Raw genomic sequence first — 23,493 nt, forward strand, 5'->3', positions numbered from 1 at the left:
ACTCCCGCTGGTCGTGCAGGCAACGACTACCCGACAAAATCTATCTATCCCCAGGAATCGTCTCCGCCGGAGACAATTGGCTACCTTTGCGCCTCCTTCTGAATTACGTTCTCCATGCCTACTAATTCTGCCCCACCGGCCGAAAAAAACCAAGCTCCCCCCGCGCACCTTCTCGGTGTCTTGCGCAGTCTCTGGACCTGGCGGATGCCGATCATTTACGTAACCGCCGCGGGAGCCGTATTGTCCGTCATCATCAGTTTGCTGCTGCCGAACTACTTTACCGGTTCCACCAGCTTTCTGGCCATCAGTCCCGACCAGTCATCCATTGACGGCGTCTTCGGCACCAGCAACGCCCGCCTCCAGTTCTACGGCAACGGCGACGACATCGACCGCCTGATGGCCGTGGCGGAGAGCGACGAACTGGTAGACTTCATGGTGGACAGCTTCCATCTCTATTTCGTCTACGACATCGACAGCACCAAACAAAAGGCTCCGCTGTACGTACGCCGGGAATTCCTGAGCAACTACGAGGTCACGAAGACCAGCCGGGACGCCATTCAGCTGGAAATCGTTGATCGCGACCCGAAGCGGGCGGCCGCCATGGCCCGGGTGGCGAGAGAAAAAATCAACGAGATCACCCTCGGCCTGATCCACGCCACCCAGGCCAGAAGTGCGGCGGGCCTCCGGGGAGAAGTTACCCAGCGAGAACGGAACCTGCAGGAACTCAACGACCGCATCACCGAATTACGGGATAAGTCCGGCATCTACGACACCGACGCCCAGAGTGAAGCCCTGGCCAACCGATACGCCACCATGGAGGAAAACCTCGCCTCCACCAACGCCCGCATTGAAGCCTACCGCCAACGGGGTGGGCGCATTGCGCGGGACAGTATCGCCAAACTAGAAGTTGAGCTTGCGGGCCTGAAAAGCGCCAAGGTAAACCTGGACAGCCAGCTGATTAGGCTCAACACCAGCCTCGGGCCTCTCGTCAACCTGGAGGAAGAACGTGCGCAGCTGAACAAGTCCCTTTCTGAAGACCGGATTCGTTTGAAGCAATTCGAAACGATTTTGCGGTCCGAGCAGCGGGCCCTGGAAGTCGTCGAGGAGGCGAAGGTTCCCGTGGCCAAGAGTAAACCCCGGCGCAGTCTCATCGTCGTAGGGGCTACCATCCTCAGCTTTCTGTTTGCTGCCGTGGGAGCCATTCTGATCGATACCGGTCGCCGGTACGACTGGGAAAGCATCACCCGCTAATGTCGCTCCCGCCGGTGCATCCCGTCGGTCCGCCGCCGCTGGCGCGGCGAATCTTTTTTGGCTACGCCCTCGTGGCCCTGGCCTTCCTCGGGCTGGCCATCGCCACCGAATGGTACTGGATGGCGGGAATCCCCGTGTTGTTGTGGGTCGTCGGGCAGGCGGTGATGGATTTTCGGGTTTTCTTTTGGCTGCTGCTGACCATGATCCCCGTCAGTACGGTCGTCTTTCTCCCCGGCGGCCTGAGTACGGATTTACCCACCGAGCCCCTGGCCATCGGCCTCACGGGCATCTTCATCGTCCACGCCCTGAAGCACTGGCCGGCCTACCAGCGAAAAACCTTTGGCCATCCCATTGCCCTGCTCCTCTACCTTCACGTAGGCTGGATTCTGGTCAGCACCGTGTTCAGTCCCGGGTTCCTGGTCAGTCTGAAGTTCTCGCTGGCCAAATTATGGTACGTAGGGGCCTACTTCCTGGTGCCCCTGCTGGTGCTAAAAACACCCCGCCACGTCCAGCTCTTTGCCCACTGCATTTTCTGGCCCTTGCTCTTCGTGGCCCTTCAGACGCTGGTGCGTCACGCTGCCTTTGGCTTTAGTTTCGCCATGCAGCACAAGACGATGCACCCCTTCATGAGTGAGCACGTCTCCTACGCCGGTTGTCTGGCCACCTTCACCCCCTGGCTAGTCTATCTGGCCTGGTCGCGCTGGCACCGGGGGGGGAGCATCTGGTGGTTGGCGGGCATCATCGGTCCCCTGTGGTTGGCCGCCATTTACTTCAGCTACACCCGCGCCGCCTTCGTGGCCCTGGCCCTGGCGGCCGTAGCCTTTTTTGTGGTCCGCTGGCGCTTGCTCAAGCCGGCCCTCCTGGCGGCCGTAGTGGTGGCGCTTGGCGCCGCCTTCTACCTGCTGAACGACAACAAGTACCTGGATTACGCTCCGAATTACGACACCACCATCACCCACGAACGCTTCGACAACCTGATTTCCGCCACCTACAAACTGGAGGACATTTCCACGATGGAGCGCTTCTACCGCTGGATCGCCGCGGGCCACATGATTCCCTACCGCCCCGTAACCGGCTGGGGGCCGGGCAACTTCGTGGAGTTTTACCGGGGCTACACCGTCAACGCTTTCCGTACCTACGTGAGTGAAAACCCCGAAGGCTCCGGCATTCACAGCTACTACCTGATGACCCTGGTGGAGCAGGGCTTTCCCGGACTCCTCATCTTCCTGACCTACATCTTCGGGGTCCTACTCATCGGGGAGCGCATCTACCACCGTAAGCGGGATCCCGCGACCCGGAACGCCGTGATGGCTGCCATCCTGGCCATGCTGATCGTCGATGCGTTCAACATCATCAACGACCAGATGGAAACCGACAAAATCGGAGCACAATTTCTCCTTAATGCGGCCATCCTTATCGTCATGGACCGGTATTCACCGGACGAGGGCCATCGCGATCCAGAGGCCGGCGACACCACTCAACAAGCTTAAACTCAGGTAACCAAAGGCCTGTAGGGCATGGCCGTTTTGGGACAGCTGCAGTAACTCCCCGGCGAAGGTGCTAAAGGTGGAGAACCCTCCGCAAAAGCCGGTCAGCAGCAACAATTGGGCCGGTTTCCCGAGAACTTCCCGGCCGGCCAGCGCCATCCCTGCCCCCAGCACAATGCAGGCCAGGAGGTTCGCCGCCAGTGTCGCCCAGGGGAAGTCACCATCCCGGAACACGGGCGCCGGAAAAACAAACGTCAGTCCGTAGCGGGCCAGACTTCCCAGCCCGCCGCCCAGGAAGACCAGCACCCAGTTCATACGGCTTGTTTTACGGACATTTCTTCCGGACTCGTGGTGAGGCTTTTCTGCTTAAGTACACCTTGCCGACGCTCCCTTACGCTCCGGTACAGAATCAGGGTAAGCAACAACGCCACTCCGATCAAAATGGCCAGTAGGTAATGCAGACTGATCAGGGGGTCCAGCAAAAACACCAGGCTGATGAAGAGGATATTGGCCATGGCCAGAATGGCGGTAGCTTCCATGTGGGAGTGACCGGAGTCAATCAGTAGGTGGTGAATGTGCCGCCGATCCGGGCGTAACGGGCTCTTCCCCCGAATCATCCGCGTGACGAATACCCGCAGAGTATCGAACAGGGGAATAATCAGAATACCCACGGCCACCGCCACGGGGTTCATGAAGCGGAACTTCGCCGGCAGACTGGCCGTGGCGCAAAGGTCAATGAACTCAATGCTCATCACGCCGAGCAACAAGCCCACCACCAGTGCACCGGTATCCCCCATGAAGGTCCGCGCCGGCGTGATGTTAAAGCGCAGAAAGGCGATCAGGCCGCCGGCCGTCGTCATGGAAATAATGCCGAGGTAGAAGGAGCCGGCCATGAAAAACCAGATTCCGAACGTCAGGCTACAAATGGTGCCAACCGTCCCGGCCAATCCGTTGATGCCGTCGATCAGGTTAAAGGCGTTGGTTATCACGAGCAGGGTAAAGGCACTGACCAGGAGGGAAATCCAGGTCGGCAGGTCCCCGGAATACCCCAGGAGACCGTACATACTTTCCAGGCGCACCTCTCCCCGGGTGATCAGAATGGAAATGGCCACCAGGAGGCCCACCACTTTATGCCAGGCCGAAAGTTGTTCGATATCGTCTTTAGCCCCCACCAGGAACACAATGACCATCGCACTCAGGATGTACTGCAACTGCGCCCACTGGTCGTAGGGAGTCAGCAAAAGGGTGGTGAAAATAATGCCGATGAAAATCGGGATTCCCCCAACGCAGGGCATCAGGGTTTTGTGGCTGCTGCGGGCGATCGGACGAGCGACCAGTCCCTTGTCCTTCGCGACCCGAATGGTGGCCGGCAGCAGGGCGTAGACCAGTGAAAAAGACATTAAAAAACTCAGGACTAAGGTCAGCATGTTCTTGGGATGATCGTAAGGTCTGGTAGCGTGGTAGACAGCGGTGCGTTGCTACAAATATAATTCGTAACCCGACGAAATCCCTACATTATGCGTTCCCAGTTGTTTTTATCGGGATAGTTGACCTCACTCAGGTAGAGTCCCTCCGCCGGAGCGCTCCACGGTTTGGGCAGTCTTTCCTGCCGCTCCAGGGCGGTCTGCACCTGCTCCAGGCTCAGCTTTCCTTCACCCACCCGCAGGCACATCCCCACAATCAGTCGCACCATCCCCCGTAAAAAACGGTTCGCCCCGATACGGTAGGTCCAGGCCTCCTTGTTGAATACCCAGTCGCTGTGGTGCAGGGTGCACTTCATGGTGAAGGCATCGCTATTGGTTTTGCAGAAGGTGGCAAACTCCCCGTAGTTCAGGATTAGCTTCGCGGCCTCCTGCATCAGTTGCTGGTCGTAGGACGCCGCTCGGGGAAGTTGAGTAATCGTTTCTGCCCGGAAGGGGTCCTTCTCAGTGGTGATCTGGTACACGTAGGCACGATCCGTCGCCGAAAAACGGGCGTGGACGCTTTCCGGCACCCGATACAGTTCCCGGATCGCAATATCGTCGGGCAAAAACCGGTTCAGCCGCCGCAGAAAGGCCTCCGGGAACGTCCCCTCGAAGTCAAAGTGAGCGTAGTAATCCGAAGCATGCACGCCCGTATCCGTTCGTCCACACCCCACGAGTTTAATCGGAACGCCCAGGATGGTACTCAGGGCAGAATCCGTCGCCTCCTCCACGCTCAGCGCATTAGGCTGCCGCTGCCATCCGGCGTAAGCCGTGCCCTGGTAGGCCAGTCGCAACATGTATCGCTTGGGGCTCATAACAGCGGTTTTTTGGTCGACTTGGTCACGAAGGGCGGATTGAGATAGTAGGGTTCGTAGGCCGCCACGTCTACTTTCCTTGCCGTCCGGGTGGCCAGACTAACGTCCTCTGCCAGTTGGTCCAGCAGGGGGCGATGAACCGCAGGTGCCAGGAGGTAGGGCGCGGCACAGTGCGTGGGTTCCACAAACGCAGGGCCGTGGACAGTATCCGGAAGATATTCCCGGAGGCGTTCCTGACCGGGCCCACAGACCGCAAATGCCTCGGTCCCCGCGGCGTCCACGAGCTCCTCCCACCAGCCATCCTGCGTCAAGCGGATGTTCTGCGGTCCTCGCCGCAGGCCCGGACTATCGTCCGGGCTGACGGGACCGCCGGCGCCGGGGAAAGTGGCCGTCCGCCAACTCTCCACGACCTCAGCGGCAAAGAGCTGCCCGTACACCTCGCCCCGCCGGGAATTGATCACGGCCAGCACCGGCCCGGCAACCGGAGCTGCCATGGCCAGGGAGAACAACGTCGGTACGGTAATCAATTCCAGGTGCGGGAGTGCCAGACAGAGGCCCTTGGCCGTTGCGGCCCCAACCCGCAAACTGGTGTAACTACCGGGACCGTCACTCAGGATAACCTCCGATAGTTCCTCCGCCTTGATCCCCGCCTCCGCCAGCGCCTCCCCGATGAATACCGTCAGGTGACTGGCGTGCTGGTGCACCTCCCGGGCCGTGCGCTGAGCCACCACCGTTTCGTGTTGGGCCACGGCTACGGAACAGACATCGGTAGCCGTTTCCAGGAGTAATCGGTTCATTTCAGCAATTCCGTCGGTGACCAAAATTTTTCGTCAAAGTCCACTATCCGGTCGTTTTCCACCCGCACCCCTTCGGCCTCCAGACGCTCCTGCATGAGCGTGGGGGTCGCAAAGTTGTTGCGTCCGCTGAGCTCCCCCTTGCGGTTTACGACCCGGTGTGCGGGCACTTCCGTCCCCGGCAAGGAACGATGCAGGGCCCAGCCCACCATGCGGGCACTGCCCAGCGTCAGGAAATCGGCAATGGCTCCGTAAGTGGTTACCCTTCCTTCCGGAATGGTCCTGGCCACGTCTTGCACGTCTTCAATGTAGTGCGGGTTTTTGGGCAACGCCGGAATTACTTGAGGATCTCGACGGCGTGCTTTTTATCCTTTTCGGATTTCGGCAGGGTGCCAAAAACGTAGTCCCAGAGGGGCTGAGACACCCCAAAAAGCACCTCGTCTTCACTGTAGTGGTGGATGGAATGATTCACCCACAGGGCCTTCAGGAAGTTCTTCGGCGGAGGGTACATGTGCACCGTGTAGTGCACCACCAGGTACATGGCATACCCCGTCACGAAACCAGCCAGGTAGGCAAAGGAGTACTGGCCAAGGACCAACTCAAAGAGGAAAAGCAGCAGGGTCGCAATGATGACCGCCAGAATGGGGGGCATCGCCAGGCGCTTCTTGTCCTTGGGGTAGTCATGGTGGAAGCCATGCATATTGTAGGTCATCTCCTTGTACTTGTCCGAAGCACCGTGGGGAGGATGGTAAATCCAGCGGTGAACAATGTATTCGGTAAGGGTGAAGCCCAGCGTACCGGCGAAGAAGAGTCCCACCACGGCCAGTACGGGAATGTCCGTCCGCGCCTCCGTATACCACAGTAAGCCGATGGCGTACACGAGGAAAATGATGATGGGCGTAGCAATGTGCGTCTGCGTAAGTCGGTTCAGAATCTTGTTCTGAAACATCGGTGGCGACTCACTGGAGTTGGACTTAAATTTCTGCGTACGTGATTTCATAAGGTTCTTTCTCTAATGCTGAAGAAAAACGAAAGAATAAGCGAGCACTAAATGGGCCCAAACAAGCTGTTTACTGTGCTAGTTTTAGCCGTTGTTTAATTTTTCTGCCGTACATCCGTTTGTACACGCGGTACATGCGTTGCAGGTGTTTTACGCTGTAGGCGGCCGGTTCTCCGTTGGGTGTCAGGTATCCCTGTTCCTTCATCCAGTCGTCATTGAAGACTTTTCCGAGGTAGCGGCTACCGTGATCGGGGAACAACACAACGACGACGTCATCGGCCGTAAGTTGCTTGCGCATGGCAAAAACGGCCTCCAGGGCGGCTCCGCTGCTGTAGCCCAGCAACATGCCTTCCCGGCGCGCCAGTTCGCGCACCCGCAGGGCGGCAGCGCGGTCCCCCACCTTGATGAATTCGTCAATCAGGTCAAAGGCCACGTTATCGGGGATGATCGTTTTGCCCAGTCCTTCCACCTTCCAGCTGAAGATTTCGTCCGGATCAAAAACGCCCGTCTGCCAGTATTTTTTCAGTACGGAACCGTAGGCATCTACCCCAACGATGGTTACGTCCGGGTTTTGCTCCTTCAGGTAGCGGGCCGTTCCCGACAGGGTACCTCCCGTACCGGCGCAGCAAACGTAGTGGGTTACTTTTCCCTCCGTGTCTTTCCAGATTTCCGGTCCGGTACTGTGGTAGTGGGCCCCACTGTTGTCCAGGTTCCAGTTTTGCCGCAGGTAAAAACTGTTGGGAATTTCCGCGGCCAGGCGCTCGGCCTGGGAGTAGTAGGAGTCCGGATCCTCCGGAGCGGCATCCTTCGGGCAGAGCACAATCTCGGCCCCCAGGGCCTTGAGCAAGGCCCGCTTCTCGGGCCCGGCCTTGTCCGTCAGCGTAAGGATACATTTGTAGCCCTTTACGGCGGCAATCATGGCAATACTGAATCCGGTATTGCCACTGGTGGCCTCAATCAGCGTGGCCCCGGGCAAAATCCGCCCCTTCTTCTCCGCCTGCTCAATCATGTAGAGCGCAGCCCGGTCTTTTGCCGATTGACCGGGGTTGAAGGATTCCACTTTACCGTAAACGGTTGCGGGAATACGCTCACCGCAGATGCGGTCCAATCGAATGAGGGGTGTATTGCCAATGGCCTTGATAACACTATTATGGCGCATAGAGTACGTTCTGTGTTAAGTCCCAAGTAACGGCTTTCATCCTAAAAACGCCGCGGGGAATGTGGTGGTTCTACCCTTTGTAACCCTGCCCGGTCAAGATATCTACCCAAAGGGAATTATCTTGCGGGACTTTTGTTAATCCACACAAAAGTAATCATTTACTGCGGGTCTACCGACTGATCCTCACTTTCTACCTTCTTCAACTATGGCCAAGTTCTCCGTATCCCTAAAGGCACGGCTCATTTTACAAAATCGGGGACGACTGCTGTTACTCAAGCAGACCAAACCTAATGGCGGCAATTATTCTTTGGTGGGTGGCACCGTTGAGAAAAAAGAATTTGCCGCCGCCACCCTCATCCGGGAGAGTTGGGAAGAAGCCGGCATCCGGCTGCTTCCCGAAGACCTTGAATTGGTGCACATTCTGCATAAACGCTACTCCAACAAGCACCGCATCGTGCTCTATTTCCGGGCCTTTTATTACGAAGGCAAACCGGAAAGTAAGGAGACAAAAAAATTCGCTAACGTGGAGTGGCGCCCCATAAATGACCTCCCCCGGAACCTGACGGCTACGGTCCGCCACGTCCTGAAAGCCTACAACGAAGGGAAGCTCTATTCCGAAATCAAGCAGTAATCTGCAGCCCCCCTCACGGGCAATTACACCCCCTTAACCTTCCGTCGTTTGAGGACCATCCGGCCGCGTTTGCGGCCGTTGTTAAAGGTCTTATCCGTTACTTCCTGCCAGAACCCCCTGAGTTGGGCGTCCCACAGATCCGGCTTGAATACAATCTGGTACTGCCGGTTAAATTCCGGCAGGATATCGTTGGTCGGGTCGCCGGCAAACTTCACCTCCGTCAGTTGCAGGGAAAGGTCCCGGTACATTCTACCCCGCAAATCCATGCGCAGGGTCGATCCGTCGGGCAGCTGAACGTAGCTGCGCCCCTCCACCTGGGTGCCCTCCGTGGTGAGGTAAAGCTGCATGGGCAATTGCTCGTTGGAGTAAATTCCCCCAACCGTCATGGTGCCTTCCCAGGCGCCATCCAGGTCTACCTGGGCAATCAATAAGGGGGAACATAACAATAGGGTAAAAAGAAAGAGAAAACTACGTGGGGCCATTTCTAGGAGGGGTTTCCGTTGGGGGTTCGTGTGGAGGTGCCGGAATTACGTCCGTTGCTCTAGAGCAAAATACAGTTTTTGTCGTTCTTGGTGTGAGGACTCCAAAATTTAATGAAAAAAACCGGCTTCGTACCTTGCCATCGCAACCAGCCTCCATGCCCTCAAACGCTCCTGATCATCAATGGTTTGAAGAATTACGCCGGGTCCTGACGCTGGGAACCCAACGGCACAGCCTGCCGGATGACATCGCACAGTGGGTTGAGGCGCAACAACTGGTTGAAGCCACCGCCGATCCGGGGGAGCGGCTGATGGCCGCCTGGGCCGTGCTCGAGCGGACCCGCCGGGCCGCCGGCCAGATACCGGGATACGCACCGGTGCCCACCGCCCCCGACGAGGAGCTGTCTCCACCGCCGCCCACCCTGGCCCGGGGACTTAAACTCATTCTTGACGGCGTCTACCCCGGCCTGATCGATGAAGCCATTAACCTGCTCCGGGAAAAAAATTGGCTATTCCCTCCGCTACTGCTGCCCGGACTCCTGGAATTGGCCGCCAAACAGTCAGGCCCGAATCACCTTCCCTTCGCCCACTACGACCGGGCCGTGCAACGCTTCCTGGCCGTGGGTGGTAACCGGGCCACCTGGCTGGCCGCCCTGCACCCGGAATGGTCCGCCCTGCTGCCGAAGAAAAATCCGGCCAGCAGCTGGAGCAAAGCGGCCGGGCCCCGCGAACGGGCCCACGCGCTCTGGCACTGGCGTAAAGTAGCGCCCGGAGCAGCACGCGAAGCCCTGGCGGCCTACTGGAAGAAACAATCGCCAAAATCGCAGGAGATTCTCCTCATGGGGATGCAGGCCGGTCTCTCCGACCAGGATCACCCCTGGCTTCGGGAAGCCCTGGTCCCCAAGCGCCGGGGCGTCCGGCGGACGCTGGCCCGGCTGCTGTTGCTGAGTGGAGAAGCCGACGTTCAGAACGACTTCCGAGCGCTAGCCGCAGGTCTGTTGACCACCAACGGCAACTGGCGTAACCTGACTACGGACCCCCGGGTACAGGCCATCCTGGAGCGCTACGGCGGTGCCGATAAAAAGGTCCCTTCCCCCCTCTTCTGGCTGGCGACCGTCCCCGTCACGGATTGGGAGGCCCTCAGTGGACGGCCGGTCGGCACCCTTTTACGGGAAATATCGGCCGAACACCTGGGCGAGGTCATCGCCCAACAGGTCGATGCCCCAACTGGAGCGGGCAAGGAAGCTCTGCTCCGGGAGGTCGTTACCCGGCCCTCTCCCAAAATAATTTCCCCCGAGGCTACGATGCTGGCGGATCAGCTTGACCGGCAGGCTTACCTGAAACTCGTCCATGAGGTACTGGGGCAGGTGCCGGAGGCCCTGCGGGAAGATCGTCCACTAAGGCACCTCCTGATGAGCAGTCGGCATCGCTGGTCCGACCGGGTTTCCCGGGCGGTCATCCACGAAATCACCCTGCCCCTCCGGAGTCGGGCCATGGGCTACGAACAGCAAAAGTTACTGGCCCAAGACTGGCGCGCCACCGCCACGCGGCTCGATCCGGCCATCATGCCCTGGCTCCGCAGCCAACTGGATCACCATACCCACCGCCCCGACGTATTCGGAAAACTGGCCAGTGAGTTACTACAAACCACCCACTTCCGGCTCAACGTTTTCTACCGCCGGTAGGCGTGCATTATGGCCAAAGGCAGGTGCCGTGCAAAACCCAGGGTGCCAGCTCCATTGAAAAATCATTGCACCTGCGCTCCCGCCGCATTCAGTTATGAATCGGCGGTCCCGACGAGCTAACCGGAACTCGGAGGCCGCATTCAGCTATGAATCGGCGGTCCCGACGTAGGCTGATAAATTTTTCGCGGTTAACCTATTGCGTCCAAATAGTGTTCGGACGCCATTTCCCTCGGCTACGCCTTCGCGAAACAGGCTTCCGACCACGGTTAATCCCTGTTCTGACGAGCCAAATGAAACTCGGAGGCCTTCCCTCCCGGGGGAATTGATGATCTATTTCACCGGAGTGAAAACCCAGAATCGCCGTAACTTTGCGGGTCCAAATCAATCATGATGTATTCCCGTATGCCCAAGCGTCACCTGAGGAACATGCTCAACGAGGAAGAACTCCGTGCCCGACTGGCCGCGGAAACCGAGCCGCGTACCACGCTGTCTTTCTACCGCTACGCCAACATCGAGGATCCGGAACGCTTCCGGAACGAACGCTACGCCGAGTGGTCGGCACTGGGCGTACTCGGTCGGGTGTACGTCGCCAGGGAGGGCATCAATGGGCAAATTTCCGTCCCCGCCTCCAAAGTGGAGGCTTTTCGTGACGTGCTGTACGCCATCCCTTTCATGGAAGGCACGCGCCTCAACATTGCCATTGACGCCGAGGCCGAATCATTCCTGAAGCTGAAGGTGAAAGTGCGACCCAAAATCGTCGCCGACGGTTTGCATGACGACACTTTTGACGTCACCAAACGCGGTCGCCACCTCTCCGCCGAAGAAGTGAATGCCCTGATGGAGGAAGACGACACCATCGTGGTGGACATGCGCAACCACTACGAAAGTGAGGTTGGCTACTTTGAAGGTGCCATCCGTCCGGACATCGAAAATTTCCGCGATCTCCTGCCCGCCGTGGAGGAAATGCTGGCCGACAAAAAGGACCGCAACATCATCATGTACTGTACCGGCGGCATCCGCTGCGAAAAGGCCAGCGCCTACTATCTGCACCGGGGTTTTGACAACGTCTGTATGGTAGACGGTGGCATCATCGAATACGCCCGGCAGTGTAAGGCCCTCGGGCTGGAGTCCAAATACCTGGGTAAGAACTTTGTTTTTGACGAACGCCTCGGCGAACGCATCACGGAGCACATCGTCGCCCACTGCCACCAGTGTGGCGCCCCGACCGACCGGCAACTGGACTGCGCTAACAACGCCTGCCACATCCTGTTTGTGCAGTGCGAAGCCTGTGCTGAGGTCCACAACAACTGCTGCTCCGAGGAATGCAAAGATTTCATGGAGCTCCCCGAAGCGGAGCGCCGCCGTCAGGCTCCCGGCCGTCAGTTCAACGGCCAGAAATACGGCAAGGCCATGCGGGCTTCCCTGCTCAAGCAGGGGACGCTAAAGTAAGAGCCCCCTGATTTTACGAACCAAAATGGTCCGTTCACGTTTGCCGTGAAAAGAAGATTGCATGGCAAACTATTTAATTGTCGGCGGTAGCTCCGGAATCGGACGGGCACTAGTCGACTTACTGCTTCAGGATGGTCATCAGGTACACGTATGGGCCCGGGAATCCCGGGATCTCCCGGCAACGGTCAGCTTCACGGCATACGACGTTACGGGTGAGGAAGACCCCCCAAAGGATCAGTTACCGGATGCGCTGGACGGTCTCGTCTACTGCCCCGGCAGCATTGACCTGAAGTCCTTCCGCAGCCTCAAAGCACCCGCTTTCCGGGAGGCCTTCGACCTGAACGTGGTCGGCGCCGTGCGCTGTTTGCAGGCCGCGGAACGGGCGATGAAAAAATCCGGTGCGGCCTCCGTGGTGCTCTTTTCCACCGTGGCCGTGCAGCGCGGCATGCCATTCCACGCGGCCGTAGCCGCCGCCAAGGGCGGCGTGGAAGGCCTGACGCGCAGCCTGGCCGCCGAGTACGCGCCGGTCATTCGGGTCAACGCCATTGCCCCCTCCCTGACGGATACCCCCCTGGCCAGTAAATTGCTTTCCACCGAAGAGAAACGCCAGGCCAGCGCGGAACGCCATCCCCTGAAACGGGTAGCCAGCCCCGACGAAATCGCCGCCATGGCCGCCTTCCTGCTCAGTGACCGGGCCGCCTTCGTCACCGGACAGATCATGGGAATGGACGGCGGACTCGGCGCCATTTGATGCCCACCCGTTTTCTACACCACCAGCGCCCCGCAGGATGATCCTGTGGGGCGCTGGTGCGTAGAGACCTTTCGGACAAGAAAAAACCCCTCTTCCGAATCGCGGAAGAGAGGCCATCCCAAAAACCGATTTAAGATCTTTCCGTGCTACCGAAAGGGGGAGGATCGGACACGACACGGGCCCTGACGGGTAGGCGTCAGCGCAAAAATTTTCGGTAGGTAGATAGCGGGCCACCGATGAAGGTGGCAAAAGGAATGGCTCTTGGTTTCGAGCAGTTTACGATTGGGATTTATCGTAAACTACCCAAAGGTAATGTTTAGTCCAGAATTAACCAATCCCGACGGGGATTCTTATTCTTTATCGGGGGAGAGAAAATAAATACGGCCCCTTCAGTTACCTGAGGGGGCCGTGTCTTCACCTCCGTAAAGGAGATTTTTCGGTATTTCCCGGGGCTTAGCGCAGCTTCTCTTCCTGCACCTTACGGCGCCTGCTTTCCAGAATGTCACTGCGGCTGATGGAGTACCCCACGGTGATTTCGTGGCTTCCGTTATTGTACTGCTGGAATCCTCCGAAGGCGAGGTCATAGCTATAGTATAGCTGGAATCCGTTGAGCTTCGTACCCAGCAGGAGGCCCACCGCGCCGAGGTAGCGGTAGGAAAGACCGGCAATAAACTGGTCGTCAAGAAATCCGGCCTGGAGGTTGAAGTCCATCATGAACGGAGCATCCTGCACGTTGCGCATCATGATACTGGGCGTCAGGTTGACGTTCAGGTCGTCCACGCGAAAGTGCTGCCCGATCAGGAAGGTATAGTTCAGGCCTTCGTTGGTGGTCGTCCCGGAGATGTTTTCCAGTCGGTTACTGACCAGGTTATTGATCGTGAGTCCGCCAAATACCCGATCCATATAACTACCATAAATGCCGATGCCGGCGTCGAACTGGTTCTTCCCGTCCAGAAAGGCCATCAATTCTTCGTCTCCCGGCTCGAAAATGGGGTTGTTGATAATGTCTCCGTCTAGGGTCAGGCGCTGGAATTGAGTGAAGAATCCAAATGCGGCCTGAAAGGCGGGAACGCCCTTGGTTTCCTTTCCGAAGCCAAAGCGGAAGGCGACGTCGAGTTGCCCCTTGATCCGGTTCTGCTGGGCCGCAGATTCCGAGAAGAGAGCGGCGCCGATTCCGAAGCTCTGCCCCACCGGACCGTTGATACGGGCCGCTACGGTCTTGGGCGAATTTTCAAATCCGGACCATTGTGCCCGGGCGTTCAGTTGCAGAGTGTATTCGTCCAGGAATCCCGCAGCGGCAGGATTCAGGATGATGGGGTTCTGAACGTAATGATTGAATATGGCTTCATCCTGAGCGGAGAGTACGCCCAGTGCCCCCAGGAGTACCAAAAGTGTGGGTAGCAGTTTTTTCATAACGAAGCAGTTCTTTCTTGTTTTTGGGATGGTTTTCCCCGGGCGCAGAAGTTCTACACCCGGGGAGGGTCGTCAATCTTAGTCGCGAATAATGGTAAGGGAACCACGCTGTTGGGCTCGTTCACCCAGGGGATTCGTGTATTCCAGTACGTAGTAGTAGGGACCGGGAGGAAGCAACGTTCCGTCATTGGTCCGGCCTTCAAAGCAGTTGCTGCCGTCGTCATCGCTACAGCTGTAATTGGCTGCTTCGTAGACCAGCTGGCCCCAGCGGTTATAAATTTCCAGGTTGTTGTCGGATACCTCATCACCGTCCGAACAGAAGATGATGAAGGTTTCATTCAGTCCGTCTCCGTTGGGCGTGATGACCTCGCGGGCATTCAGGCAGGGGAAGCGGCGGTCAAGGACCTGGGCCACCATGGTAACCCCCTGGCAACCGTTGTCGTCAGTAACTTCCAGCGTATAGTCTCCGGGACACAATCCTTCGGCGATGGGGTTGTTCCCCTGGCTCGGAAGTTGGGGCCAGTTGTAGATGTAGTTTCCACTACCCCCTAACGGAAGAATACGAATGCTACCGTTACAGCCGTCGGTGGCGTCAGTTGCTTCGAAGGTTACCGCCAGGGGCTCCGGAGCCTCCAGCGTGTAGCTACCCTCCATGGTACATCCGTTAGCGTCGGTCACGGTAAGCCCATAGGTTCCTCCCCGCAGGGATTGAATCCGGGAAGAAGCCGCACCGTTCGACCAGGCGAAGGTGTAGGGACTTACCCCACCGGTAGCCGTAACCTCAATGGCACCATCCTGGCTATCGTCGCAGCTCAGGCCCGTCAGGCTTCCCTCCAGCGTAATGGCCGAAGGAGCCGTAAGCTCCACGGTGGAGACAATTTCGCAACCGCCTTCGTCCAGCACCGTAATGGTGTACGTTCCGGGGGCCGCATCATTCAGCACGCTATCCACCCCAACGATGGCGTCGTTGAGAATGAATTCGTAGGTAAATTCGCCCTGGCCACTGATGTCGATGACGATCCGGCCATCGTTACCGTCCGGACAGCTTACCCCGAAACCGTTGTAGTCCGTCGTCACCATCGTCGACACGCTGAAGCCGGCGGTGATGCCCACGGTGTAATTCCGCACCAGGCGCGCTCCGGAGGCATCGATAATGGTCAGGGTGTACATTCCGGCGGAAAGGCCACTGATGTCTTCCGTATCCGCTAGCACTTCCATTTCTCCTCTTCTCGTCCAGCTGAACTGGTAAGGAGTAGCGCCGCCGGAAACGGTGACGTCAATTGCCCCTTCCATTCCGTCGGAGCAGGCAACGTCGGTGATGGCTACGACCTCCTCGTCGATGCGTCCCAACGTAATGGAATCGGAGGTAAACTCACAGCCATTGGCGTCCGTAACGGTGGCCACATAGGTGCCGGAACACAGCTGGGCGATGGTCGCCCCGGTATCTCCGTTGTTCCAGTTCACCGTGTAGCCGGCGGTACCGCCGTCAATGTCCAGGCTAATCATGCCGGAGCAGTCCGTGTCTTCGGTATCCGAAGTAAAGTCCACTACCGCCGAGATGGCCGGAGGCGCACTCACCGTCAGTTCCGTTTGCAGCATACCCGCCTGTGCGTCGGTCACGAAGACCTGGTAGGTACCCGCCGGAACCATGATTTCGATCCGGGTGGAATCCACCGTCTGCTCGATACCCAGGGGTTCTACGCGGATGGTGAAGGGGGCCACTCCGTTCTCCAGTACTACCCGAAGGATTCCGTCATCCCCATCGCTACAGGATGCCGCTTCGGTGGCGGTAGTAAGGAAGGCGATGGGAGCGGAGCTTACCGTATAACAGCGATTGACCGTACAGTCGTTCGCGTCCGTAACCGTCACGCAGTACTCTCCGGAAGAGAGCCCGGTGCGGTCCTGATCCGTAGGTCCGTCCGCCCAGACGTAGGTGTAGGGCGGCGTTCCCCCGGAGGGCGTAATGTCAATACTGCCGTTATTTCCTGCGGTAGCGGCCATTACCACGCCGGGCGCCGTGATGGGGTCCGGCACCTCTACGGTAATGAGGGCGGTAGCTTCCTGCATTCCGCTCGTAACGGTTACTGAGTAATCCCCGGGACTGAGGTTTTCTACGTCCCGCGTATTGGCAAAAGTCGTATCGTTCTGGCTCCAGAGGTAGTTATAATTACCGTTGCCACCGACCACGTCCAGCGCAATGGTGCCGTTGTCTTCTTCGGCACAGCCCTGACTAACCGTGATGTCTATAATCTCCAGTTGACGACCAACCGCGAAGCACTGGACTTCGAAACAGTCGCTGTTGTCCGTTAGGGTAAGACAGTAAGTTCCGGGCTCGGAAAGTCCTCCGATGTCTTCGGTGTCGGCGGTAAAGCCTTCGGGGCCCGTCCAGCTGTAGGTATAGGGCGTCCGTCCGCCCTGCGCGATCACGTTTACCTCCCCGGGGTTCTCCGTGCTGATCAGGCTCGGGGTGCCGGCGATGGTCAGCTGACTTGGTTCTCCGATCTGAATGTTGATCTGCTCGCGAGCACAACCGTTGGCGTCCGTTACCGTAACGGAGTAATCGCCGCCGTCAAGGTCGGTTTGGGTCAGGACGTTATCGGGCAGACTTCCCTCCCAGTCAATGACGAAGGGACCTACGCCACCAACGGTGGCAATCGTAATCGTTCCGTCGCTCTCGCCATTACAGCTCACGCCCTCCACATTATCCACACTGAGGGAGAAGGGAGGAGGTGCGACCAGGGTATAACAGGAGGTCGTGCTCTGACTGGTGTTATCGTCCGTGACCGTCACACAGTAGGTACCGGCGGGGAGGTTTTCGGCCAGGGCGGTCGTTGACACACCGTCGTCCCAGGCGAAGGAAAGGTCCGGGCCACCGCTGACGGTAATCTCAATGGATCCGTCACTGGTATCCGAACAGGATGGATTATTCTGCTCGGCATCTACGATAACCGGAGCCGCGCTACCATTAACCTGACCGTTCAGCAGGTCAGCCTCCACGATGCGTGTGGTATTCTCAAATTCGATGGCCGTCGGGGTATCCCCGAAGCTGATGACCCCCGGATTGGTATCCAGCACCCGGAAGCAAATCGTAAAGATCGCCTCGCCGTCCGCGACGGAATTACCCTCCGCAAACGGGTCGGACCAGAGAACCCGCAGCACGCCAGGCGCAGAGTTGTTAATCGAACCGGCGGAAAGGCCACGGAAGGCAAATTCCGTTCCCGTTCCCGTATACTCAAGTATGGCGGGATCGTAATTGATCGTAAACTGGAAGGCCACCAGGTCCGTAGCCTCGTAGCCCAGGACGGGCAGACAGATGGTTTCTCCCATCATCGCCGTCGTGGAAGAAATCTGCAGGGTGAGTCCATCAATGACCGGCGCGTTCGGGTTGACGCTTCCCCCGGTAGGAATCACGCCTACGTTCTGGGCGTTGGCGTTCTGGGCCTGAATGGCCACGGGATTATTCGCAAAGTTCACCGGAGCCGGTGCCAGGCGGTCCACCGTAAAGCACAGTTGCAGCACCGTAGCCCCGTCGGCCAGGCTTTGCCCCGCAGAAGTCGGTGCATCCCAGTCGAAAGTTATTTGCCCGGGAATTGATCCGTTTACGTTGGCCGCAGTAATGCTACCAAGTCCGAATCCGGTCGCCCGACTGAAACTGAGGATACTCGCGTCGTAGGCGAAGGAGAAGCTCAGGTCCGTCAGGGAGGTGAAGTTGGTAGCCGTCAGGTCAAGGCAAACTTCGGCGCCTACACTTCCGTCGGCCGTGCCCAGTGCCAGCACCAGGTTCTCCGGCGGGTCAATGCCTCCACAGCTTTCCCCGGCGTTCACCGTACCACCCCGTACGTCAATCGGCGTGACGGGATCGTTGTTGGCGTCCGTTGCCCGGATGCGGAAGGAAGGCAGATCGGTGATTTCAACGTCGGTTTCACAATCATCGAGAATGGTGAAGCAGGCACTTAAAATGCTTACTCCATCGTCCACGCTATTAGGCATCACGTTGATGTCAAACCAGATGACCCGCAGCACACCCGGCTCGGGGTTACTCACCTGAAGGCCGGCCAGTTCTCCGGTACCCATGGCCGAGTTAAACTGTAGTTTTTCGGTATCGTAGGTAATGGCGAATTGCAGCCCAGCCAGTCCCTCCAGATTGAAGGGCAGTACGTCCAGACACACTTCTTCGCCCAGCCCACCGACGCCGTCACCGACGACCAGGGTGAAATCATCAAAGTTCACCCCTCCGGGGTTGATGACCCCGTCGGTAGTGTTCACCGTCACGGAGCCCATGGCGTCCGTAGCCGTGGCTCCCGTAAGCGTCAGGGGCGCTTCGTCTCCACCAAGCACCGTAAAGCAAACGGTAAAGATGGCCGCACCATCGGTGAGCGCCTGGGGCGTCCCGCTGGTGTAGCTCACGCCAATTTCTCCGGCCGTCGAGGTGTCAAAGCTGCCAGCATTAAGGCCCGGAATTGCACTGTTGGCCGTTACGGACACCAACTGCACTAAGCTGGGGTTATAGTTCAGCGTAAAGTCGAAGCCCGTCAGGGCGTTGAAGTCGGAAGCGGATACATCCACACATACTTCCTGACCAATCGCTCCGGTGGCCGTTCCCACCAGCAGGTTCAGGTCACCCATGTTTCCGCCGGTCATACAGGGAGCACAGTTGCTACCGCCACAGTCTACACCTTCTTCGTCACCGTTCTGGATGCCGTCATCACAGGTAGGCGTTACGTTACACCCGGCACCGTTGATGGACCCATCGTTAGCGACGGGATTGGCGACCGCTCCGGTAGTGGCCGTGGCGATCAGGTTATCCAGGGTGATCGTAGTAGCACCCGCAGCCTGATTGGTAAAGCAAATTGTCGCGATGGTTTCTCCGTTGGCCACCGAAACGCCCGACTGAGACTGCTGGAAGTACACCAGTCGCACTTCTCCGTCGCTGACTTCATTAGCCAGAATTTGGTCGCCGAGCGCAGGTGCCGTGGTAATACTTTCGTAATCCAGGTTTGCTCCGGGGTACAGCAGGTTCACCTGGAGAGCCGTAATGTCCGTAAACAGACTGGCCGTTAGGTCCAGGCAGACCTGGCTACCAACGTTTACGTCACAGGCCTCTTCCAGACAGAGGGTGAAGTTCGTGGCGTCATCGCCACAGTTATTCGTCCCCATATCACAGGGCATACAACTACCCCCGCAATCTACGCCCGTCTCGTCACCATTCTGGACGCCGTCGTCACAGGTCGTACAGGGGTCACAGCTACCGCCGCAGTCTACACCAGTTTCGTCGCCGTTCTGGATGCCGTCGTCACAGGTGGGGCAGGGAGCACAGTCACCGCCGCAGTCTACGCCCGTTTCGTTGCCGTTCTGAATTCCGTCGTTACAGGTGGGTTCGTTGCCACAGTTCTGGTTGATGCTGCCAGGGTTTCCGGAGGCGGGCACCCTCGTACCCTCTTCATCGAAGGCCCGTGGGTTGCCGTCCGTATTCTCGAAGGTGATTGGGGTCGCCGTTTCCACCTCTACGGTAAAGCAGATTTCAAAGGCGATTTCGTCGGCGGGGAAAGTTACCCCGGTAAGGTTGATGTCGTTCCAGACCAATCCGACTTCTCCGTCGGAGGGGTTTCCGGCCGTCGTTCCGGAAGCCAGGGCGGCATTGGCCACCGTCCGGGTGTACTCCAGGTTGCTGCCGTTGTAGTTAAGGGTGAACTGAAGTCCCCCCAGCGAATTGAAGTTACCGACGAAAACCGGAAGACAAACTTCCGTGCCAACCGCTCCACAAACGCTGCCCAGACACACTTCCACATCGGTGGTGCCCGTACCACAATCGGTCATCATACAGGGGGCACAATCACCACCGCAGTCTACACCGGTCTCGTTACCGTTCTGAATACCGTCATTACAGGTTGGGGTCGTGGAACAGTCGTTCACCGAGCCATTATTCGCCACCGGATTGGGGATTTCTCCGGTTGTCGCGCTTACGATCAGGTTGCTGAGCGAAATGATCGTGGCGTTACTCGTTTCGTTGGTAAAGCAGATGGTTCCGATGGACTCGCCGTCGGCCACCGTAGCGCCGGACTGTGATTGCTGGAAGTACACCAGCCGCACTTCGCCGTCGCTCACTTCGTTGGCCAGGATATCGTCGCCCAGCGCCGGATTGGTGGAAATACTGGCGTAATCCAGGTTCGCACCGGGATAGGTCAGCGTAACCTGCAGGGCCGTCACGTTGGTGAACATACTCACGTTCAGATCAAGACATGCCTGGGCGCCAGGAGCAACGTTACAGAGGTCGTCAAGACACAGGTTGAAGGCATTGGAGCCCTCGCCACAGGTATCACTGCCGGGGTTACAGGGAGCACAACTACCACCACAATCTACGCCCGTCTCGTCGCCGTTCTGGATGCCGTCGTTACAGGTCGGCACCGTCATACAGTCATTGATGGAGCCGTTGCTCGACTGGGGGTTAGGAACACTTCCCGTGGTATTGGTAATCAGCAGGTCTTCCAGAGACAACACGAGTGGGTCTGCCGTCTGGAGCGTAAAGCACAGGGTAGCTACGATCTCACCGTCCGCGAGAGATACCCCCTGTTGCGAGTTTTGCAAATACAGCATCCGGAGTTCACCCGCATTCAGTACGTTCACCTGAATGGGGTCCACCAAAGCGGGATTGGGGGTGATGCTCTGGTAAAAGAGACTTCCACTCGGGAACGTCAGGTCCGTTTGGAAAGCCGTGATGTCGTCAAAATTACCCACCGTTACGTCGATACAAACGGTTTGGTTTACCGGAATATCACAGGCGTCACCGAGGCAAAAGCTGAAATCATTGGTTCCCATGCCACAATTCAGATCCGGCCCTCCGGTTGAACCACAGGGTGCACAGCTGCCGCCACAGTCTACTCCCGTTTCGTCACCGTTCTGGATGCCGTCACTACAGGTCGGGCCGCCGCCGCCACAAGAATTGACCGAGCCGGCGTTGGCCACGGGATTGGGCACCTCGCCGGTGGTGGCACTCACGATGAGGTTGGATAGGTTGATCGTGGTCCCGGCGGCAGTTTCGTTGGTGAAACAGATCGTTCCAATGGCGTCACCGTCCGTCACGGTCGCCCCCGACTGGGATTGCTGGAAGTACACCAGGCGCACTTCTCCATCGCTAACCTCGTTGGCCAGGATGTCGTCACCCAGGGCCGGATTGGTGGAAATGCTGGCGTAATCCAGATTCGCTCCGGGATACGTCAGCGTTACCTGCATGGCGGTAATGTTGGTGAACATGCTCACCGTAAGATCCAGACAGGCCTGAGCGCCAACGGCCACGTCACAAGCATCCGCCAGGCAGACGTTGAAGGCATTAGAGCCCTCACCACAGTCCATGGGCATGTTACAGGGGGCACAGCTACCACCGCAGTCTACCCCGGTCTCGTCGCCGTTTTGAATCCCGTCGTTGCAGGTCGGCATGGTTCCGCCACAATCATTTACCGAGCCATTATTGGCTACGGGATTGGGAACGTCTCCCGTAGTGGCGCTCACGATGAGGTTGGACAAGCTCAGCGTGGTGCCATTTTCCGTTTCGTTGGTAAAGCAAATCGTTCCGATGGCGTCTCCGTCCGTGACCGTCGCCCCCGATTGGGATTGCTGAAAGTACACCAGTCGCACTTCTCCGTCACTAACTTCGTTGGCCAGGATGTCGTCGCCCAGGGCGGCGTTGGTGGAGATACTGGCGTAGTCCAGGTTGGCTCCGGGATACTGAATGGTTACCTGCAGAGCCGTGATGTTGGTAAACATACTTGCCGTCAGGTCCAGGCAAACCTGGGCCCCGCTGGCCACGTCACAGGCCTCGGCCAAACAGAGGTTGAAGAAGGAAGAACCTTCGCCACAATCCATGGGCATATTACAGGGCGCGCAGCTTCCGCCACAATCCACGCCGGTCTCATCACCGTTCTGAATGCCATCATTACAGGTCGGACAGGGATCGCAGCTTCCGCCACAGTCTACGCCGGTTTCGTCGCCGTTCTGAATGCCGTCGTTACAGCTTGGTCCTCCGCCGTTTCCACCGTTGATGGTTCCGGGAAAAATATCCGTAGGAATGATGTTGCTGTCCGCGTCCGTGAACTCATTAGGAATCGGCATGCCGGTGAGGTCAACGACCGTTTCGGTGTCCTGCAGGACATTGAAACAGAGCGTGGCAATCGTAAACGGCCCGTCATCGGTATAGCCCGTTGAGCTAAACAAATTCCAGGAGGCCCGAATGACGCCGGGGTTGTTCGTGTTGTGGATCAAGGAAACTGCCGTACCGTTTACGGACCCCATTGCCGAAACGAACTCCAGGACGCTGGCATCATAACCGATACTGAATTGCATCCCCAAAATGTTATCAAAGTTCCGTCCTACGACGTTCACGCATACCTGTTCACCCACATTGCCCGAGCCATCCGTTACCGTCACGGATTGCATATCTGATCCCATGTCACAGGGCATGCAGCTTCCGCCACAGTCTACACCGGTTTCGTCGCCGTTCTGAATGCCGTCGTCACAGGTCGGACAGGCGTCGCAGCTTCCGCCACAGTCTACGCCGGTTTCGTCACCATTCTGGATGCCGTCGTCGCAGGTCGCGCCTCCGCCACTGCCCTGGTTGATGGTACCGGCGAAAATATCCGTGGGAATGATGTTACTATCGGCATCCGTAAACTCGTTCGGAATCGGCACCCCGGTGAGGTCCACCTCCGTCTCCGCTTCCTGGAGCACCGTGAAGCAGATGGTGGCAATGGTAAACGGCCCATCGTCCGTATACCCGGTTGAGCTGAACAGGTTCCAGGAAGCCCGGATGACTCCGGGGTTATTCATATTGTGAATCAGGGAAACCGCAGTACCGTTGACGGAGCCCGTGGCCGAGACAAACTCAAGGACGTTAGCGTCGTAACCAACGCTGAACTGCATCCCGAGAATATTGTCAAAATTTCGCCCAACAAGATCGACGCAAACTAGCTGTCCTACGCTACCCGTAGCATCGGTAACCGTTACGGACTGTGTCTGTGCACCCAGCCCGAAGCCGATGCATACTAAGACACCACTCAGTAGCAGGTGGTAAAAATTCTTCATTTAAAATCAGTTGATGGGATTAAAAGGCAAATCAGTCAGGT

The 23,493-nt window shown here is 57.9% G+C and carries 16 protein-coding genes; 6 read left to right on the top strand and 10 right to left on the bottom strand.

Annotation, left to right across the window (positions count from 1 at the left end; all coding sequences use genetic code 11):
• The first annotated feature begins 114 nt into the window (after window positions 1-114).
• The gene (locus tag E1J53_RS11510; protein WP_134273099.1) at window positions 115-1,251 is read left to right on the top strand and encodes a hypothetical protein; all 1,137 of its coding nucleotides are present in this window, start codon (window positions 115-117) and stop codon (window positions 1,249-1,251) included.
• A complete protein-coding gene (locus E1J53_RS11515; RefSeq protein WP_134273100.1) occupies window positions 1,251-2,741 on the top strand; it encodes an O-antigen ligase in 1,491 nt (496 codons plus the stop codon). Before E1J53_RS11510 ends, E1J53_RS11515 begins: the two co-directional genes overlap by 1 nt.
• Here E1J53_RS11515 and crcB read toward each other — a convergent pair.
• From crcB to E1J53_RS11550, 7 genes are all read right to left on the bottom strand, one after another.
• Window positions 2,685-3,053 carry a fluoride efflux transporter CrcB gene (gene crcB, locus E1J53_RS11520; protein ID WP_134273101.1) on the bottom strand — a complete coding sequence of 123 codons (369 nt, stop codon included), beginning with the start codon at window positions 3,051-3,053 and terminating at the stop codon, window positions 2,685-2,687. The two genes, E1J53_RS11515 and crcB, sit on opposite strands and share 57 nt — an antisense overlap.
• Window positions 3,050-4,165, bottom strand: coding sequence for a glycosyltransferase family 4 protein (locus tag E1J53_RS11525; protein WP_134273102.1), 1,116 nt, complete (start codon window positions 4,163-4,165; stop codon window positions 3,050-3,052). Before E1J53_RS11525 ends, crcB begins: the two co-directional genes overlap by 4 nt.
• An 83-nt stretch (window positions 4,166-4,248) precedes the next feature.
• A complete protein-coding gene (gene truA, locus E1J53_RS11530; RefSeq protein WP_134273103.1) occupies window positions 4,249-5,016 on the bottom strand; it encodes a tRNA pseudouridine(38-40) synthase TruA in 768 nt (255 codons plus the stop codon).
• The gene (gene tsaB / locus E1J53_RS11535) at window positions 5,013-5,813 is read right to left on the bottom strand and encodes a tRNA (adenosine(37)-N6)-threonylcarbamoyltransferase complex dimerization subunit type 1 TsaB (RefSeq protein ID WP_134273104.1); all 801 of its coding nucleotides are present in this window, start codon (window positions 5,811-5,813) and stop codon (window positions 5,013-5,015) included. Before tsaB ends, truA begins: the two co-directional genes overlap by 4 nt.
• Window positions 5,810-6,139, bottom strand: a complete 330-nt coding sequence (locus E1J53_RS11540) for an MGMT family protein (RefSeq protein WP_134273105.1) — start codon at window positions 6,137-6,139, stop codon at window positions 5,810-5,812. The genes tsaB and E1J53_RS11540 overlap by 4 nt, the downstream gene beginning before the upstream one ends.
• 8 nt (window positions 6,140-6,147) lie before the next feature.
• Window positions 6,148-6,810: a sterol desaturase family protein gene (locus E1J53_RS11545; RefSeq protein ID WP_134273106.1), complete on the bottom strand. Its 663-nt coding sequence runs from the start codon at window positions 6,808-6,810 to the stop codon at window positions 6,148-6,150.
• 70 nt (window positions 6,811-6,880) lie between these two features.
• Window positions 6,881-7,969: a PLP-dependent cysteine synthase family protein gene (locus E1J53_RS11550; RefSeq protein WP_134273107.1), complete on the bottom strand. Its 1,089-nt coding sequence runs from the start codon at window positions 7,967-7,969 to the stop codon at window positions 6,881-6,883.
• 205 nt (window positions 7,970-8,174) lie between these two features.
• Here E1J53_RS11550 and E1J53_RS11555 point away from each other — a divergent pair, with 205 nt between their 5' ends.
• Window positions 8,175-8,600: an NUDIX domain-containing protein gene (locus tag E1J53_RS11555; protein ID WP_134273108.1), complete on the top strand. Its 426-nt coding sequence runs from the start codon at window positions 8,175-8,177 to the stop codon at window positions 8,598-8,600.
• A 23-nt stretch (window positions 8,601-8,623) separates the two neighbouring features.
• Here the strand turns inward: E1J53_RS11555 and E1J53_RS11560 are convergent, their stop codons facing one another.
• Window positions 8,624-9,082, bottom strand: a complete 459-nt coding sequence (locus E1J53_RS11560; RefSeq protein ID WP_134273109.1) for a hypothetical protein — start codon at window positions 9,080-9,082, stop codon at window positions 8,624-8,626.
• Window positions 9,083-9,237: 155 nt separating this feature from the next.
• Between E1J53_RS11560 and E1J53_RS11565 the strand changes: the two genes are divergently transcribed.
• From E1J53_RS11565 to E1J53_RS11575, 3 genes are all read left to right on the top strand, one after another.
• On the top strand, window positions 9,238-10,764 hold the full coding sequence (locus E1J53_RS11565) for a DUF5691 domain-containing protein (RefSeq protein WP_134273110.1): 1,527 nt from the start codon (window positions 9,238-9,240) through the stop codon (window positions 10,762-10,764).
• A gap of 387 nt (window positions 10,765-11,151) precedes the next feature.
• Entirely contained in the window at window positions 11,152-12,213 is a 1,062-nt protein-coding gene (locus E1J53_RS11570; protein ID WP_253931529.1) for a rhodanese-related sulfurtransferase, read from the top strand.
• Between the two features lie 61 nt (window positions 12,214-12,274).
• The gene (locus tag E1J53_RS11575; protein ID WP_134273111.1) at window positions 12,275-12,964 is read left to right on the top strand and encodes an SDR family NAD(P)-dependent oxidoreductase; all 690 of its coding nucleotides are present in this window, start codon (window positions 12,275-12,277) and stop codon (window positions 12,962-12,964) included.
• Window positions 12,965-13,417: 453 nt separating this feature from the next.
• On the opposite strand, the gene E1J53_RS11580 is transcribed toward E1J53_RS11575, so the two are convergent.
• The gene (locus E1J53_RS11580) at window positions 13,418-14,377 is read right to left on the bottom strand and encodes a PorP/SprF family type IX secretion system membrane protein (RefSeq protein ID WP_134273112.1); all 960 of its coding nucleotides are present in this window, start codon (window positions 14,375-14,377) and stop codon (window positions 13,418-13,420) included.
• Between the two features lie 78 nt (window positions 14,378-14,455).
• The gene (locus E1J53_RS11585; RefSeq protein ID WP_134273113.1) at window positions 14,456-23,452 is read right to left on the bottom strand and encodes a cohesin domain-containing protein; all 8,997 of its coding nucleotides are present in this window, start codon (window positions 23,450-23,452) and stop codon (window positions 14,456-14,458) included.
• Window positions 23,453-23,493: the final 41 nt, after the last annotated feature.

Origin of the sequence: Lewinella sp. W8, assembly GCF_004375085.3 — a bacterium.
Taxonomy (GTDB): Bacteria; Bacteroidota; Bacteroidia; order Chitinophagales; family Saprospiraceae; genus Neolewinella.

What these genes read in the sequence shown, in the direction of transcription:
- E1J53_RS11510 (WP_134273099.1), top strand. Translation starts at nt 115, where the DNA reads ATGCCTACTAATTCTGCCCCACCGGCCGAAAAAAACCAAGCTCCCCCC.
- E1J53_RS11515 (WP_134273100.1), top strand. Translation starts at nt 1,251, where the DNA reads ATGTCGCTCCCGCCGGTGCATCCCGTCGGTCCGCCGCCGCTGGCGCGG.
- crcB (WP_134273101.1), bottom strand. Translation starts at nt 3,053, where the DNA reads ATGAACTGGGTGCTGGTCTTCCTGGGCGGCGGGCTGGGAAGTCTGGCC.
- E1J53_RS11525 (WP_134273102.1), bottom strand. Translation starts at nt 4,165, where the DNA reads ATGCTGACCTTAGTCCTGAGTTTTTTAATGTCTTTTTCACTGGTCTAC.
- truA (WP_134273103.1), bottom strand. Translation starts at nt 5,016, where the DNA reads ATGAGCCCCAAGCGATACATGTTGCGACTGGCCTACCAGGGCACGGCT.
- tsaB (WP_134273104.1), bottom strand. Translation starts at nt 5,813, where the DNA reads ATGAACCGATTACTCCTGGAAACGGCTACCGATGTCTGTTCCGTAGCC.
- E1J53_RS11545 (WP_134273106.1), bottom strand. Translation starts at nt 6,810, where the DNA reads ATGAAATCACGTACGCAGAAATTTAAGTCCAACTCCAGTGAGTCGCCA.
- E1J53_RS11550 (WP_134273107.1), bottom strand. Translation starts at nt 7,969, where the DNA reads ATGCGCCATAATAGTGTTATCAAGGCCATTGGCAATACACCCCTCATT.
- E1J53_RS11555 (WP_134273108.1), top strand. Translation starts at nt 8,175, where the DNA reads ATGGCCAAGTTCTCCGTATCCCTAAAGGCACGGCTCATTTTACAAAAT.
- E1J53_RS11560 (WP_134273109.1), bottom strand. Translation starts at nt 9,082, where the DNA reads ATGGCCCCACGTAGTTTTCTCTTTCTTTTTACCCTATTGTTATGTTCC.
- E1J53_RS11565 (WP_134273110.1), top strand. Translation starts at nt 9,238, where the DNA reads ATGCCCTCAAACGCTCCTGATCATCAATGGTTTGAAGAATTACGCCGG.
- E1J53_RS11570 (WP_253931529.1), top strand. Translation starts at nt 11,152, where the DNA reads ATGATGTATTCCCGTATGCCCAAGCGTCACCTGAGGAACATGCTCAAC.
- E1J53_RS11575 (WP_134273111.1), top strand. Translation starts at nt 12,275, where the DNA reads ATGGCAAACTATTTAATTGTCGGCGGTAGCTCCGGAATCGGACGGGCA.
- E1J53_RS11580 (WP_134273112.1), bottom strand. Translation starts at nt 14,377, where the DNA reads ATGAAAAAACTGCTACCCACACTTTTGGTACTCCTGGGGGCACTGGGC.
- E1J53_RS11585 (WP_134273113.1), bottom strand. Translation starts at nt 23,452, where the DNA reads ATGAAGAATTTTTACCACCTGCTACTGAGTGGTGTCTTAGTATGCATC.